This window comes from Desulfurella sp. (assembly GCF_049977265.1).
GTDB lineage: Bacteria > Campylobacterota_A > Desulfurellia > Desulfurellales > Desulfurellaceae > Desulfurella.
Map to the genome: position 1 here is coordinate 60248 of NZ_JBMFGQ010000002.1, position 16017 is coordinate 76264.

A 16017-nucleotide genomic window follows, 5' to 3' on the forward strand; every position below is an offset into this window, starting at 1 on the left:
ATGGATTTATTTGATAAATGTAAAAATTTTATAGCTTATAAAGAAATTGAACAAGCGGGTCTTTACCCTTATTTCCAGCCAATATCTAGCGAGCAAGGCACCGAAGTTGTAATCAACGGCAGAAAAATATTGATGCTTGGCTCAAACAGCTATTTGGGCTTAACTGTTCATCCAAAAGTAAAACAAGCGGCCATTGATGCAATTAAGAAATATGGCACAGGTTGTGCGGGATCACGCTTTTTGAATGGTACGCTTGATATTCATATAGAACTTGAAGAAAAACTGGCAAAATTTACAAAGAAAGAAAAAGCAGTGCTTTTTTCAACGGGTTTCCAAGCTAATTTAGGTGCAATAGCTGGTCTTGTTGGCAAAGATGAGTATGTAATTATAGATAAGGCCGATCATGCAAGTATAGTTGATGGTACAAAGCTGTCATTTGGTGAGGTAAGGCGCTTTTTGCATAACGATATGCAATCTTTAGAAAAAGCCTTAGAATCTATAGGTAACGATGCAAGTAAACTTATTATTGTAGATGGCGTTTATAGTATGGATGGTGATATTGCCAATCTGCCAGAAATTATAAAGTTAAAGAAACGTTATAATGCACGCGTTATGGTAGATGATGCTCACGCATTTGGAGTTATTGGTGAGAATGGTTCCGGTACGGCAAGTTATTTTAATCTTATTGAAGAAACGGATATTATAATGGGCACTTTTAGTAAGTCTTTTGCTTCTTTGGGAGGTTTTATTGCAGCTGATGCTTACGTTATAGACTATTTAAAACATTTTGCGCGTAGTTTAATTTTTTCGGCAAGTATTACGCCTGCATCATGCGCTGCTGTACTTGTAAGCCTTGATATTATGCAAAACGAACCTGAACTTAGAGAAAAGTTATGGGCAAATACAACTCGCATGAGAAATGGTTTAAAAAACGCTGGTTTTGATACTTTTCAAAGCTGTACACCCATTATACCTGTTCTTGTAGGTGATGATTTGAAAGTTTTGCAATATAGGAAATTGCTTTTTGAAGATGGTATTTTTATTAATCCGGTAGTTTCTCCTGCAGTGCCAAAAAATAAAGCGCTTATACGATTGAGTTTAATGGCAACGCACACATTTGACCAAATTGATTTTGCATTAGATAAAATTGAAAAAGTTGGTAAAAAATTGGGCGTTATATGATTATAGAAGTAGATAGTGATTATACAAAAAAAGAATTTATGGAATTTCCTTTTTTGTTATACAAAAAAGATAAATTTTGGGTTCCTCCATTACGATTTGAAGAAAAAAAACTTTTTGATCCAAAAAATCCTTTTTATCAAAATGCAAAAATAAAACTTTTTTTGTATAAACAAGAGGGTGAAATATTAGGCCGAATTGCTGCAATAGTAAATAAATGGCATAATGATTATCACAAAGATAAAGTTGGTTTTTTTGGCTTTTTTGAAACAGTTAACGATTATGAAGTGGCTAAAACACTTTTTGATAGTGCAAGTCAATATTTAAGTGAAAATAATCTGAAGATTATTAGAGGGCCAGCAAATCCTTCACTCAACCATACCTGTGCAATGCTGTATCAAGGCTTTTTCCAAGAGCCTGTCTATATGATGCCATATAATCCAAAGTATTATATAGAACTAACTGAACGCTATGGGTTTAAGAAAGTAAAGGATTTATTTGCTTTTTATTTATCTACAGCTAGCAAACCACACAAAAAGTATTTAGAGTTGAGCGAGAAACTTGCTAAAAAGTATAATATTACTTTAAGGAAACTTTCAAAAAAATTTTTCAAAAGAGATTTAGAGATTTTATGGGAAATATATTGTAAAGCCTGGGCTAATAATTGGGGTTTTGTACCACCCACTAAAGAAGAATTTTTCTACCTTTCAAAAGATATGAAAAATTTAGTTAATGAGGAATTAGTAATAATAGCAGAAAAAGATGGGTTACCTTGTGCTTACTCTGCGATTATACCAGATTTTAATTATATATTAAAGAAAGCTAGAGGTTCAATTACGCCACTAAATTTATTTTCTATAGTTTCAACTCTACCAAAAATTGATAATTATAGATTAATAACATTGGGTATTATACCAGAATATAGACAATTAGGGATTGATTTGCTTTTATACATAAAAAGCTTTGAAGTGGTCGAAAGGCGAAATGGTAAAGGCGGCGAGCTTTCATGGACGCTTGAGGATAATGACAAAATTAACAAAGCTATTTTAACAATGAATTCAGAACATTATAAAACTTACCGCATTTTTGAGAAAAATCTGTAATTTTATTTGTTAGGCTCTATTATATGAGCTTTAAGCAAGCCTTCATAAATCTTTTTTGAAACAGCAGCAGCATAAAGACTATCGTAGCCATGCTCTAAAAAAACTACCATAATTATTTGTGGATCGTGTTTAGGCGCAAATGAGGCAAACCAGGCTTGAGGCAAATACTTTCTAATTTTGTTTAAGTCCCAGTTGCTTTGTACAAGTAAACTATCAAGTTGTTTACTTGTTATTATTTGTGCCGTGCCCGTTTTGCCGCAAATTGTTAGATTGGGTATTTTAGCGTTATTAGCTGTACCAATCTGACTTGATACTGTTAATTCAAGAGCGTTTTTAATAATTTCAAAGTCTTTTTTAGCGTCTTTTATGTAGTATAGCACTGTTTTTGGTTGTATATTGCTTATACGTGGCTTATATGCTATACCGTCATTTGCTATAACTGAAAATGCAACAGCAAGCTGTAGTGGCGTTACAAGGGTATAAGCTTGACCAATAGCGCTTGTAATCGTATCGCCTAAATACCATGGTGTATGGTACATCTTATACTTGTATTGCGGTGAAGCTACAATTCCTTTTGATTCATAGCCAAATAGTCCTACGCTTTTACCAAAACCAAACTTTTCTAAATACTCATCAATTGCTTTTATTCCAAGTTTCATGCCTACTTGGTACATAAAAACATCTGAAGATCCAGATAAAGCAGTGTATAGGTTAATTTTTCCAAAGCCACCAGGTTTCCAATCTTTAAATGTATAAGTGCCAATTTTTATCTCATAAGGACAATAAAGATAAGTATCCGGTGTTATTATGCCTTTTTGAAGCGCCGCGAATATCAAAAAAGGCTTGATAGTAGAACCAGGTGGGTATGCACCTTGAACTGCTCTATTAAACAGAGATATTTTGTCTCCTTGCTGCAATTGTTGCCATTCTTTATTGGAAATACCTTTCACGAAATCGTTTGGGTTAAAGGAAGGCTTACTAACCAATGCCAGTATATCCCCATTACTTCTTAAAATTACTACAGCACCTTTATAATTACCAAGGGCATCATAAGCTATCTGCTGTGCTTTATAATTTATTGTTAAGTGTATGTTCTGGCCTTTTTGAGGCTTTTGATTGCCAAGCACTTTTACCGTAGTACCAGAAACATTGCGCTCAACTTCTTTATATCCCCACTTCCCTTCAAGTTCCTTATTAAACAATGCTTCTACACCCATTCTTCCTACGTAAGAGCCTAGTGCTGCTCCTTTTTTGATATCTTCCTGGTTAGCTTCCGAAATATAGCCAACTACTGGTGCGTATAGGTAAGGATTGCCTAAATATACTCTTTTGGGCTCAATTTCTACGTCAACATTCTTTAGTATGTTTTTATGTGAAAGTATTTCGAATACTTGATCATGAGTAATATCGTTTGCTAATACCTGTGTAGAAAAGTAGCTAATTGAATCGATTTTTTGAACTATTTTTTCTATGGGCTGATCCAAGATTTTTGATAAAAGATTTATTTCTTTTGGATCAGTATTTATGTTTCTTGTAAAGTACAGGGTAAAAGAAGGTTTATTAGAAGCAATAATATAATTGTCAGAAGTTATAAGTTCACCTCGCGCAGGTCTTATGCCAATAAGACGCAAACAATTATTTTTTGCCATTTCATTGTACAGATGGTAATTTAATACTTGCAAATAAAATAATCTCCCAATAATTATTAGAACAGTTATGAGCAAAATAGATTTGATATAGTTTTTTGCAGTGTTAAAATTTTTTGATACCGGAATATCAATCTTTCTTGACATAAACTATTGGTAATAATCTTTGAACTAAATAACAAAAAATATAAAGCAGTAAAACATTTAGCGATGAAATTAAAATTGGTACTCTGAAGATTATAATATCATATATGCCAATCAACAATACAAGCCCAATAAAGAATTTAGAGCCAAAAATACTTTTTGTGAAATCGTTCAAAAAAACAATTAAAGTAAATATAAAAGCATAGTAAAATACAACATTATGCTGCATACAATCCATTATAAATCCTATTAAAAAAGCAGCAAAATAGAATTTGTTTGGGCTATATGTAAAATGAAAGTTATTTGCTATAAGCAGTATTGTAAGAATTAAAAAAGAAAAAGCCTCATACGGCACAAAGAACATATAGCTACTAAATATAGAAAACTCAGCCGCAATTAAAAACACAATTAAAAATATAAAGTATTTCATCTAATTTACCACGTAAACAAAGCTATCATCTAAAAATGTTTTGTCAATTATAACTAATGCGGTTTTGTAAAAGCCCTGAACCTCAAAAACATTTCCAATTGTTCCAATATTTATATTTGGTGTCATGTTGCCAAGCAAACCAGAAGTTATAACTTGGTCACCTTTTTTAATAATACTCTGTGTATTTAAAAATTCAATTTTAGGATCTTTTAAGGAGCCTTTTAAAATTCCCCTATAATATTTATCGTTATTTATAATAAAGCAATCTACCACAAAATTGGTATTAAAAACTGTTTTTACTTTGTATAAATTGCCCACTTTTGATTCTACCGTGCCAACTAGATTTAGCTTTTGCGATACTACTGTTTTGTGTAGCATGTCTTTTGTTGGAGAGTTGGATTTTATATATATATAATTTAAATCTGAAAAATCTTTAAAAACAAATGGGCATTTTAATAGATGAGGGTTAGACTCTACATTTAGATTTCTAATCTTTGCCATTAAAAGTTTGTTTTCTAATGTTAATTTAACAACTTCGCTTTTTAGTTTAGAATTTTCTTGTTGTGTATTTTGTAGTGCTATGTAATTTTTTGCAATACTTGTAATTGAATCTAAGGCATAATAACCGCTGCTTTCAATAGGGTTTATTACATATAGAACACCTTTTGATACAAAAAAACTAAAATTTGTATAATAATTTATTAGTGATAAAATTGCTGCCAATATAGCATATGCTAAAAGCTTTTTCATTCAATGGTAACTTCGCTTAGAAAATCGAGATTTTCTAGAACCTTACCAGCACCAAGCACAACTGCTAGTAATGGTTGGTCAAAAACCTTAACAGATAATCCTGTTTCTTTTGAAATTAAAATATCCAAACCTTTAATCTGTGAACCGCCGCCTGTTAGCATTATGCCATTATCCACAATATCGCTTGCAAGTTCTGGAGGTGTTTGTTCAAGAGCATCTTTTACAGCGTTTACAATTAATGAAACAGGTTCTTTAATGGCCTCACGAATTTCTTCTACTGTAATTTCAATTGAGGTTGGAATTCCGGTTATTAAATCAATACCTTTGATTGATATTTTTTCATTGTCATTATCCTGAGGATAAGCGCTGCCATAGTTTATTTTAATATTTTCTGAGCTTGATTCTCCTATTAAAACAGAATATTTCTTTTTGATATAGCTTGAAATTGCCGCGTCAAGTCTATCACCACCGCATTTGATTGAAACACTGTTAACAATACCGCCAAGTGAGATGACAGCTACTTCAGTAGTGCCACCGCCGATGTCTACAATCATGGAACCTATTGCTTCTTGCACAGGCAGACCAGCACCTATTGCTGCGCTCATAGGTTCTTCAATCAAATATACCTCTCTTGCACCAGCGTCATTTGCTGCATCCTTTACTGCTTTTTTTTCAACTTGAGTAATGCCATGAGGCACTGCTATTATAATCCTTGGTTTAAATATTGTTCTTGAGTTTTTAGATTTTTTTATAAAATACCTTATCATGCGCTCTGCTATTTCAAAATCAGCTATGACGCCATCTTTCATTGGTCTTATAGCTGTAATATTGCCTGGTGTTCTACCTACCATGTCTTTAGCTTCTTTTCCAACTGCAAGCACTTTTTCTGATCCTTTAGCATCTTTTTTTACTGCAACAACACTTGGTTCATTGAGTATTATACCTCTTCCGTTTGCGTATACAACAGTATTTGCTGTTCCTAAATCAATAGCTATTTCATTAGAAAAATAGTTAATAAGTTTACCAAACAAGCTAGTCATTTTTTACTCCTAATTTAAATTCTTTTTTTAATCCACGCTCAACTTTTATTATGTTGGGTTCTTTTGATAAAGCGCTTACGCACGCATGTATCTCTTTTATACTCGACACTTCTATTTCAAGCAAAAATATATCCTGTTCTGCCTGTTTTTTCATTTTAAAATCTGTTATGTTTATGTTTAAATTTGCTATAGCCGATGAAATTTTTGATATTAGGCCAAGCGTATCTTTTGCATATATGGTAAGAATTGTTTTAACTTTCTTTTTCGACTCTTGCCATTGAGCTTTAATTAATCTTTCTGAATTATAGCCAAGTTTTACAATATTTTCACAATCAATCCTGTGTATCATAATTATTCCATTTCTTGAAATATAGCCAATAATTTCATCTCCCGCAACAGGGCTACAACATTTTGCCAATTTTATATCAAAATCACTGCTGCCGTCAATACTAATTACAAAACTAGATTGGGCTGTTTCAACTTCTTTTTTCTTTACAGTGTCTTTTTGAGGTTCCAAAGCACTTAAAATCGTTGCTGGATTTATTTTTTTTAAACCAATATTTTCAAATAAATCGTCTTCTTTAGACAAACCCAAGTTTGACAAGCTGTCTTTAAAAGTTTTAGATTTTAAGTAAGCTTGTAGTGTAATATTATGGCGCAATAGTTCTTTTGATAGCAAATTCTTGCCTATGACAATCATTTCTTGCTTTTCAACTTCTCTAACGCTTTGTTTTATTTTATTACGTGCTTTGGTTGTCTTAACAAAAGACAACCAATCTCTTGATGGTTTATGTGATGGGTTTGTTAAAATTTCAACAATATCTCCACTTTGCAATTCATGCCTTAGAGGAACCATTTTATTATTTACCTTTGCGCCAGTGCACATATCGCCAATTTGCGTGTGAATTTCATAAGCAAAATCAACACATGTAGAACCTCTTGGCAATACTTTTAAATCCCCCGTCGGTGTAAATACATATATTTCTCCGCTTTCTAAATCTGTTTTCATGGTGCTTAAAAATTCTTGAGAGCTTTCATTTTGTGTGTTTTCAAGTAATTTTCTAAGCCATATAAACATTTTGTCGTTGAGGTTGAATTTTTTGCCTTCTTTGTAGCGCCAATGAGCAGCCAAACCTTCTTCGTTTATTTCATGCATTTTTTGGGTTCTTATTTGAATTTCAAGCACTACATCACCAGGTCCAAACACAGTGGTGTGAAGTGATTGGTACATGTTTTGTTTTGGCAGAGCAATATAATCTTTGAAACGATTTAGCAAAGGCCTATAAAGCTTATGGACAACTCCTAAAGCATTGTAGCAGTCTTTTTCGTTTTCTGTAATAATTCTAAATGCTACAAAGTCATAAATGTTATCAAGATCAACATTTTTTCGTTGCATTTTTGTATATATACTATATATATGCTTTATTCTACCATTAACATCACATTTGATATTATTTTGCAATAAATCTTCTTTTAATGAATTTTCTATAAACCTTATGTATTCTTCTTTTCTTTCCAAAAGATTTTCTAGGTAAGACTTTATTTTGTTGTATGATTTGTAGTCAAGGATTTCAAAGCTTCTATCTTCAAGTTCGCTTTTTAGCCAGTAAATACCAAGCCTGTGTGCCATTGGCGCGTAGATATCAAGCGTTTCCTTGGCTATCCTTTGTCTTTTTTCTTCATTGAGGTAAACAATTGTGCGCATATTATGAAGCCTATCAGCTAACTTTATAAGAATGACCCTAAGATCGCTTGCGACAGAAATCAGGAGTTTTCTAAAGTTATCAGCCTGTTTTTGCTCGGCACTTTTATACTGTAAAGACTCAATTTTTGTAAGCGCTTTTACAAGCGTTAAGACATCTTGACCAAAGGCTTCTTCTATTTCTTCGTCTTTAGTTTGTGTATCTTCCAAAACATCATGTAAAAGTGCAGCGGCTATTGTATTTTCGTCTAACAACAGCCCTAATGTAATCTTTGCCGTATTTATTGGATGTATAATGTAGCTTTCATTTGATGCACGTTTTTGAGTTTTATGTTTTTCATAAGCGAACAAAAAGGCTCTATCTACAATATCAAAATTAAAATCACTTTTGCGGCGCTTTATAAGAGCATTTTTTATGCTTTCTTTTAAATCTTTATATGCAAGTTCAATTTCTGGTTCTATTTTATACTCCAAAGTCCCTGCGACAATTCTTTTAATGCTATTACAGTATTCTTGTGCATATTTGGCTTCACGCTAATAAGTGGTTTATCTCCTCTATATAGTGCATGCGTGCGAATCGCTGCCATTTTTACCATCGCGTACTTACTTTCAATATGCTCTAGTGCTTTGTGTACAAGTTCAACAGTTGGCTCCATTAGCCCTCCTCGTATTTTTTTATATTAAATTTCAATTCATTAATTAAGTTTTCTATATTTTTTTTATATTTCACTTGTTCGCAAAATACAATAGTTTGAATCTGTTTAACTGTTTTATCTATTGAATAATTTACAATTGCATATTCAAAATTCCACACCGCATCTAACTCTTTTATAGCATTTTTTAAACGAACATCAAAATTGTTTCTTTGCGTTTTATTAATCCTTTTCATCCACTCTTCAAAAGAGGGTGGTAGCAAAAAAATCGTTGTCACAGAAGGCATTAATTTTTTTACTTTAGAAGCGCCTTGAACATCAATGGTAAGTATTTTGTGTTTGGTGTTTGGTTGAAGTGATGCCTTAGATATGCCATAGTAATTGTCATGCACGTAAGAAAATTCAATAAAAAAATCCTTTTTAACTAATTCATCAAACTCTTCTTTACCTATAAAATAATAATCAACACCTTCAATCTCGATTGAGCGCTTTGGTCTTGAGGTATATGTAACAATACGCTCAAAATTTGCTTTTTCAAGGTTTTTTGCTATTGTTGTTTTACCTACACCGCTTGGGCTTGAAATAATAATCACCATAATTTAAGTCTCATTAATGCGCTCAGCCAAAGTCTGCGGAGCAATTGCAGACATTATAATATGTCCTGAATCTGTTATCAATATAGAACGCGTTTTTTTTCCTTTTGTGGCATCTATTATTTTTCCAGTATTTTTAAATTCTTCCTTTAATCTCTTAATCGGTGTAGAGTCAGGACTTAATATTGCAATAACACGTTCTTTGTTAACAATATTACCAAAACCAATGTTAACGCATACTTTCATGATTACTCCTTAAGTAGTTCTAAATCAATTTTTCCAGCATAGATATCCACTTTTGAAGGTTTGACTCTAATGCAGTCACCTAATCTGTAAACTTTATTAGTTTTTCTGCCAACAATCATTTGTTTTTGCTCAAAAAATGTATAATAGTCATCCTTGAAAGAGCTATAAGGCAAAAAACCTTCAACAAAAATTTCTTTTAGCTCAATAAATGCACCACTTCCTATCATGGAAACAATTATTCCATTAAAAACTTTGCCAATATATTTTTCCATTAACCGTGCTTGCTTCATGTCTTTTGCAAAGTATTCGGCAGCTTCTGTCACAAGCTCTCTTTTTTGAACATTTTTTGTTATATTTTCGAGTTTTTTATAAGAAAAGGTATGCAAATCATTTAGCATTCTGTATAAAATTTTGTGAATTATCAAGTCAGGGAAACGTCTAATGGGCGATGTAAAATGCGTATAGTTTTCAAAACCAAGCGCAAAGTGTCCAATCTCTTGCATGGAATATTCTGCCCTTTCCAGATTTTTTAAAATTATTTTTGATATTATACTCCTTTTGTTTTCTTCTATGGATTTAATAAAATTGTGTATTTTTTTAGCGTTGGGTTTTTTTGGAAAAGCATAACCCATTTCTTTTAATTGAAAAGCTAAATCTAAAAGTTTAGCCGGGTTTGGTTTGTCATGAATCCTGCGCAAAAAAAGGGTTTTCTTGTTCAGGTAGTCTGCAACTGTTTTATTTGCAGAAAGCATAAATTCTTCAATTATTTCATAAGAAAACAATTTTGGTCTTTGCACTATATTTACTATTTTGTTATTTTCTATTATAAAAGCAGCTTCTTTAACATCTAGTTCCAGACTACCACTTAAGAATCTTCTTGCTTTCAAAATTTTTGCCAAAATTTTCATTTTTATTAGGTGTGATTTTAAATTTTTATCACATTCAACTTTACCATTTAAGCAGTTTTCTACAAAATCGTATGTAAGGCGATTTTTATTTTTTATAACACTTTTTGTAAATTTAAAAGACTTACGATGGCCTTTTTTATCAAAATAAATTATAGCACTAAATGCCAATCTGTCCTTGTTTGGCACAAGCGAGCAAATATTGTCAGAAAGTTTTCTTGGCAGCATCGGTATGTTGCTTTGAGGAAAGTAAACGCTAAAGCCTCGATCAAAGGCGCTTTTTTCAATTGCGCTGTTGTCTTTTACATAATGACTCACGTCTGCAATATGTACATATAGCCTATAACCATTTTTTAGAAATTCAACATCTACAGCATCATCAAAGTCTTTTGCGTCCGCGCCATCGATTGTCACTGTGTTCAGATATCTAAAGTCACTTCGTCCAATAAAATCTTTTTCCGAAGGTTCTTTTATGGCTTCTAATTCTTTTTCTACATCACTATTAAACTCTGTTGGCAAATTATATTTATCTATAGCAATAATATCATCGTTACTTTCAGATTGAAAGTAGGCTTCGACAATATTGGCAAATTCAGTATTTTTGGATTGTATAATGTAGGCTTTTATTAATTGGCCTTCACTAGCTTGGTCTACTAATTTTATAAGAAATTTCGTTTTTAATGGTTCAAAAAAATATGATGAATTGATTTTTTTAACATAACCAACCACATATTTGTTGTACCTTTTTGTGACATTTAACAATTTGGCTTTAGGGTGTTTTGCCCAAATAAAAAGTGCTTCAACCTCATCGCCATCTTGCGCAAATTTATCTGAAAAATCAAAAAATTCTTTTTCTATATTGTAAATATTTTTATCGCTTATTATAGCATAATGGGTTTTCTCCAATTTAAATAAACCTTTTATAATGATTTTTTTGTTTTTGTGTTTTTTAGACATGCTCAAAAATGTTTATTTTTCTATCTCTTGCTTTGGGAACTTTTAGTTCTTTGCGATATTTTACGATAGCTCGCCTGGTAACCTGAATATTATTTTTAATTAAAATTTGCCTAAGCGATTCATCATCAAGTGGATTTGATGGATCTTCTTGCGTAATAGCTGCTTTTACTATTTCTAAAATTCTATGCTTCGAAATTCCTTCTTTGGATTCATTAGAAAAAAATACTTTAAAAGGATAAATTTTTGATTGAAATAAAATATATTTATTGGAAAGCGCCCTACTAATTGTAGAGACGCTATAACCTATCATAAGTGCAATTTGAGACATTGACAGAGGCTGCAAAAGGCCTTTTTCAAAAAAAGGTTTTTGCTTTTGTACAACAATATTGGCAATTTTTAAAAGGGTTTGCTGACGCATATTTAATGCATCGTGTATAATTTTTATTTCTTTGATCTTTTCTTTTAAAAAATTTTCATCTTTAATTTGGTTTACTAGAGTTTCGTTAATGATTAATTTGTTTGAAAATTCATCATTTACAATAGGAACAAATTCGCTGCCAATTTGCTTTATCTCTATATCATAGTATATAAAATCTTGATTATTTTGGCCTGTAAGGCCAAAGAGTGGATAAGGCTTGAAGGTTCTAATTTTATGAATATAAAACTGAATTTGATTATTGCTAAAATTATGTCTTTGCAGTTTTTTTATATTAAGACCAAAATCAAATATAGCCTCAATAAATTCTTTTAAGTGTTCAAAATATGGCTCGTTTTTATAAAGAAGTTCGTTTTGTAAATAAAAAAATTCTTTTGTATTTTTGCTTGCGTAGCCCAATGGTTCTAGTTTTATTATTAATTGCCTTATATATTCATATTCTTTGTCTAATTCATAATCTGACAGATAACCCGTTTCATCTGTATTGTTAATAATTTCTTCGGCTATCATTAATTCTTTTTCGCTTAAATTGTAAGATAAGTTTAATTCTTCAATCAAATTTTGTTCCAGGGTTTTTGTTTCTTCGATATATTCCAATTCGTCATATTCTTCTTCACTTTCAAATCTTACCTTATAGTTTTGTTCTAATTCTTTAAATTTACTCTCAAAGTAATTAATTGGTTCATACTTATAGTCTTTATCTATATCGATTAATGGATTTAATAAAATCAATTCATCAATTTGCTCTTGAAGCTCCAGCATGCTTGCACTTAGAACCTTAAGTGATAAATCGAGTTGATGTGTAAGTATAAGGCCTAAGTTTATATTTAATTCATGTCTTAGCTCTAACATAATTTATAGTTTAAATGTTTCGCCTAAGTATATTTTAGCCAATCGCTCATCATTTACAATATCCATTTTAGAACCTTCTTTAATAACCTTTCCATCATATAATATGTATGCTTTATTTACTATATCAAGCGTTTCTCTTACATTATGGTCTGTAATAATTATTCCTAAACCTCTTTCTTTGAGGTCAAATATCATTTTTTTTAACTGTTCAACCATAAGCGGATCAATACCAGAAAAAGGTTCGTCTAATAGTAAAAATTTAGGGTTTGTTGCAAGGGCTCTGGCTACTTCAACCCTTCGTCTTTCACCGCCGCTTACCGCATATGCTTTTGTTTTTCTTATACTGGTTAAGTTAAATTCAGAAAGCAACTCTTCTAAACGTTCTTTTTTGTTTTTTATATCAACAAATTCAAGTACAGCATAAATATTTTGTTCCACCGTTAAGCCGCTAAATACAGAAGGTTCTTGAGGAAGATACGAAATACCTATTTTTGAGCGCTTGTGTATGGGCATTTTTGTTATGTCTTGACCGTCAAGAAAAATTTGACCGCTAGTTGGCCTGATAAAACCTGATACCATATAAAATGTTGTTGTCTTGCCTGCACCATTTGGACCAAGTAGTCCCACAATTTCACTTTTTTTTGCAGTTAGATTAATGCCCGCTACAGCCACTTTTGTTTTATACTTTTTAACAATGTTTCTACACTCAATCACAATAAACATTATATACTAACGTGCCTTAATTTCAAATATATTGTTATTAATGATATTATATTAAGAAAATTTTTTTAACTTTGCACATATCAATATTTGTAATATTGACTTTGGAGAGATTGATGCTATAATTTTTTGTTATGAATAGTGTAGCTTTAAATTACTTAATTTTAACTTTTCTTAATATAAACCCTATTTTCGGTGGAAAGCTTTTAGCAGTAGGCTATGTTAACCTTATGAACTTAAATCCATTTGATGCTTTAACTATAATTATTTTAACAGAGATTGTGACATGCGCCTTATTTTTTCACTTTGCAAATTACCTTAGAAAATTAAAAATTTTTAGTAAAAAATTAAATAAAATTAATCAAAAATGGGTAGAAAAGGGTTCTTATGTTGGTTTTTTTATAGGTCAGTTTTTTATTGGTGAAATGTTTATCGCTTTACTTTTGGGGTTGATTGAAGATAATAAAAATCAAATTTTATATTTTTATGTGCCAATGGTTACAAGCACTATAGTATATACATTGGTTTATTATTATTTAGCGCTTCATGGTTTTAATTTGGTAAAAGACTATGCGATATTTTATAAACAAGTTACTTTTTATAAAAAGCTTATTAGGCTTATCTAGACGATTTATTGAAGCCTTTGGATTAATTTGTGCGAGTGCTTTAATGCTATATAGCTGTGTTACGCCTGCGCCCATAAGTGGTCATTTTGTAAACATAGCGCCAACTCAGGCTCAAGAAAGTGAAGTTGTAGGTAAAGTGGTTAGGTTTGGAGGCTCAATAATTTCTACTGTTCCTCAACAGAATGGCACAACTTGTTTTGTGGTGTTGGGTCTAAAATTAAATTCTTGGGGCGAGCCTTACTCTGTTAAGCCAGAAAACTTTGTCGGTAGATTTATAGCATGTGCAAAAGGCTACTATGACCCAGAAATTTATCAAAAAAACCGCAAGGTAACTTTTGTTGGCAAAATAGTAGGTACTAAAAAAGAAAAAGTTGGGGATTTTACTTATAATTACCCATTAATTGATGTAAAAAGTTTGTATTTGTGGTCTAAGCAAGAAGAAAATAACGTTCGTTTTTCGCCATGCTGGGGATCATACAGCTTGCTGCCATGTCGATAAGCCTATGAAAAAAATACTATTTATTGCCTTTGTACTTTTGTTTTATTCGCATGCCTTTGCGCTTAAAGAGTGTAAAATGCTTTTTCTTAGCAAACGCTATAAAAAAGCTATAAAATATTGCGATAGCGCTGCTTCAAAAACCAATAGCAGTGCTTATTTTTATTTAGGTAAAATTTATTTAAATTTAAACCAACCATCAACAGCATTGGACTTTTTTAAAAAATACAAACAGCTTTCTTTAAAAAAGAATACCATTGGAAAAGCTTATAAGTATATTGCTATTTCATACCTCAACTTATATCTCCGTTACAAATATCTCTATTATAAGGATAATTTAATTAATATGCCTTCAAACGAAGGTTATCAAACAAATTTGTATATGTCGATGAATAACCTGTCAGCTTTGCATTTAATACACCAATGTTTTAATAAAACAATTAATTATTTTCACAAATCTCTGGAGGTTTCACCTATAAACATTGAAGCAAAAATATTTAACGATTTAGCATATGCTTATTTTTTTGATAATAAAATATCTAAAGCTTTGTTTTTTGAAAAAAAGGCCATCAAAAATGCACAAAGGTACAAAGACTTCAAAGACTTACCTTTGTATCTTTTTAACATAAGTTATTTCCGGTATATTAAAAATCAAATTAATGATCCAACAAAAAAACAATGGCAAGAAAACTTTAATAGTTTTCTTGCACATCTAAAAAGATACGTTTTAGAATTTCCCAAATCTAATAGCAATACCCAAATTAGTAAAATTATCAATAATGTTGAAAAAATAAACTATTAATCGTAGTATTGTGGTGCTAATTTTATTTTACTGAAAAATTCTGGATCATGACCATACCATATTTTTGCTTTCAAAAAACTGGCAAATTCTTTTAGGGACAGAATCGAATAATATGCATCTTTTGAGTTAGATGCTACACCAGGTGCTGTATTGTTTTCAATATTTTCTTTTAGTGGTGCTACATCGCCTGCTATAATTACTGGTCCATAATTGTTGAGTTTTACTACAACACTTTGATGACCTGGCGTATGACCTGGTGTTGGTAAAATAAATATGTTGCCATCAAATAAATTTTTCATACCTACAATTGGTTCCCAATTTATATTTGGGTTTTTGATATCCTCATCCACATAACCATGCTCTAAATTTTTATCATAAAAATTAGCAGCTTTTAATTCTTCAAGTTGCACAATAACTTTTGCTTGGGCAAACTGCTTTGTATTGGCTGCATGGTCAAAGTGCAGGTGTGTTTGGATAATATAGGTTATACTATTTGTATCTATACCTAATTTTGAAAGTGCTTCTTTTGGGGTTTCTGCTTTATTTTGAACCTGAGCTATGCTTGATTTTGATTCAAAAGAAATACCTGTGTCAATAAGTACTTTATCATTTCCTAAATCGACCAAAAAATAAGGAACAGGAATATCAATGTCTTGAGTTTTATCTGCAGTTGATAGAAGTTTTTGTTTTTTAATTGTTTGTATACCACTTGAAAGTACATAAAGCTTAGGATACAT

At 31.3% G+C, this 16017-nt stretch carries 17 protein-coding genes; 5 read left to right on the forward strand and 12 right to left on the reverse strand.

Annotated features, from left to right (window positions below; translation table 11 throughout):
- On the forward strand, positions 1-1182 hold the full coding sequence (locus tag ACP5FO_RS01005; RefSeq protein ID WP_428105905.1) for an aminotransferase class I/II-fold pyridoxal phosphate-dependent enzyme: 1182 nt from the start codon (positions 1-3) through the stop codon (positions 1180-1182).
- Positions 1179-2282, forward strand: coding sequence for an N-acetyltransferase (locus ACP5FO_RS01010; RefSeq protein WP_428105912.1), 1104 nt, complete (start codon positions 1179-1181; stop codon positions 2280-2282). The genes ACP5FO_RS01005 and ACP5FO_RS01010 overlap by 4 nt, the downstream gene beginning before the upstream one ends.
- Positions 2283-2284: 2 nt before the next feature.
- On the opposite strand, the gene mrdA is transcribed toward ACP5FO_RS01010, so the two are convergent.
- From mrdA to lptB, 11 genes are read right to left on the reverse strand one after another with little or no spacing between them, the layout of a single operon-like run.
- Complete coding sequence (gene mrdA / locus ACP5FO_RS01015) at positions 2285-4075, reverse strand: penicillin-binding protein 2 (protein WP_428156879.1); 1791 nt, start codon at positions 4073-4075, stop codon at positions 2285-2287.
- Positions 4059-4502 (reverse strand): hypothetical protein, encoded by a 444-nt coding sequence (locus ACP5FO_RS01020; RefSeq protein WP_428105919.1) that lies wholly within the window; start codon positions 4500-4502, stop codon positions 4059-4061. Before ACP5FO_RS01020 ends, mrdA begins: the two co-directional genes overlap by 17 nt.
- The gene (gene mreC / locus ACP5FO_RS01025) at positions 4503-5252 is read right to left on the reverse strand and encodes a rod shape-determining protein MreC (protein WP_428105922.1); all 750 of its coding nucleotides are present in this window, start codon (positions 5250-5252) and stop codon (positions 4503-4505) included.
- Positions 5249-6292, reverse strand: a complete 1044-nt coding sequence (locus ACP5FO_RS01030) for a rod shape-determining protein (RefSeq protein WP_428156880.1) — start codon at positions 6290-6292, stop codon at positions 5249-5251. The genes mreC and ACP5FO_RS01030 overlap by 4 nt, the downstream gene beginning before the upstream one ends.
- Entirely contained in the window at positions 6285-8468 is a 2184-nt protein-coding gene (locus ACP5FO_RS01035; protein ID WP_428105933.1) for a RelA/SpoT family protein, read from the reverse strand. Before ACP5FO_RS01035 ends, ACP5FO_RS01030 begins: the two co-directional genes overlap by 8 nt.
- On the reverse strand, positions 8453-8650 hold the full coding sequence (rpoZ, locus tag ACP5FO_RS01040; RefSeq protein WP_428105937.1) for a DNA-directed RNA polymerase subunit omega: 198 nt from the start codon (positions 8648-8650) through the stop codon (positions 8453-8455). The genes ACP5FO_RS01035 and rpoZ overlap by 16 nt, the downstream gene beginning before the upstream one ends.
- Positions 8650-9243: a guanylate kinase gene (gmk, locus tag ACP5FO_RS01045; protein WP_428105939.1), complete on the reverse strand. Its 594-nt coding sequence runs from the start codon at positions 9241-9243 to the stop codon at positions 8650-8652. Before gmk ends, rpoZ begins: the two co-directional genes overlap by 1 nt.
- A 3-nt stretch (positions 9244-9246) precedes the next feature.
- A complete protein-coding gene (locus ACP5FO_RS01050) occupies positions 9247-9486 on the reverse strand; it encodes an extracellular matrix/biofilm biosynthesis regulator RemA family protein (RefSeq protein ID WP_428105942.1) in 240 nt (79 codons plus the stop codon).
- Between the two features lie 2 nt (positions 9487-9488).
- Positions 9489-11348, reverse strand: coding sequence for a ribonuclease R family protein (locus ACP5FO_RS01055; RefSeq protein ID WP_428156881.1), 1860 nt, complete (start codon positions 11346-11348; stop codon positions 9489-9491).
- Positions 11341-12636 (reverse strand): hypothetical protein, encoded by a 1296-nt coding sequence (locus ACP5FO_RS01060; RefSeq protein ID WP_428105947.1) that lies wholly within the window; start codon positions 12634-12636, stop codon positions 11341-11343. The genes ACP5FO_RS01055 and ACP5FO_RS01060 overlap by 8 nt, the downstream gene beginning before the upstream one ends.
- 3 nt (positions 12637-12639) lie before the next feature.
- Positions 12640-13359, reverse strand: coding sequence for an LPS export ABC transporter ATP-binding protein (gene lptB / locus ACP5FO_RS01065; RefSeq protein ID WP_428105950.1), 720 nt, complete (start codon positions 13357-13359; stop codon positions 12640-12642).
- Positions 13360-13490: 131 nt separating this feature from the next.
- On the opposite strand from lptB, the gene ACP5FO_RS01070 reads away from it, so the two are divergent.
- The 3 genes from ACP5FO_RS01070 to ACP5FO_RS01080 all read left to right on the forward strand — a co-directional run bounded on the left by ACP5FO_RS01070 (position 13491) and on the right by ACP5FO_RS01080 (position 15280).
- Positions 13491-13982 (forward strand): hypothetical protein, encoded by a 492-nt coding sequence (locus tag ACP5FO_RS01070; RefSeq protein ID WP_428105952.1) that lies wholly within the window; start codon positions 13491-13493, stop codon positions 13980-13982.
- Positions 13983-14025: 43 nt separating this feature from the next.
- On the forward strand, positions 14026-14481 hold the full coding sequence (locus ACP5FO_RS01075; RefSeq protein ID WP_428105955.1) for a Slp family lipoprotein: 456 nt from the start codon (positions 14026-14028) through the stop codon (positions 14479-14481).
- A 76-nt stretch (positions 14482-14557) separates the two neighbouring features.
- On the forward strand, positions 14558-15280 hold the full coding sequence (locus ACP5FO_RS01080; RefSeq protein ID WP_428105960.1) for a hypothetical protein: 723 nt from the start codon (positions 14558-14560) through the stop codon (positions 15278-15280).
- Here ACP5FO_RS01080 and ACP5FO_RS01085 read toward each other — a convergent pair.
- Positions 15277-16017: an N-acyl homoserine lactonase family protein gene (locus ACP5FO_RS01085; protein WP_428156882.1), complete on the reverse strand. Its 741-nt coding sequence runs from the start codon at positions 16015-16017 to the stop codon at positions 15277-15279. The two genes, ACP5FO_RS01080 and ACP5FO_RS01085, sit on opposite strands and share 4 nt — an antisense overlap.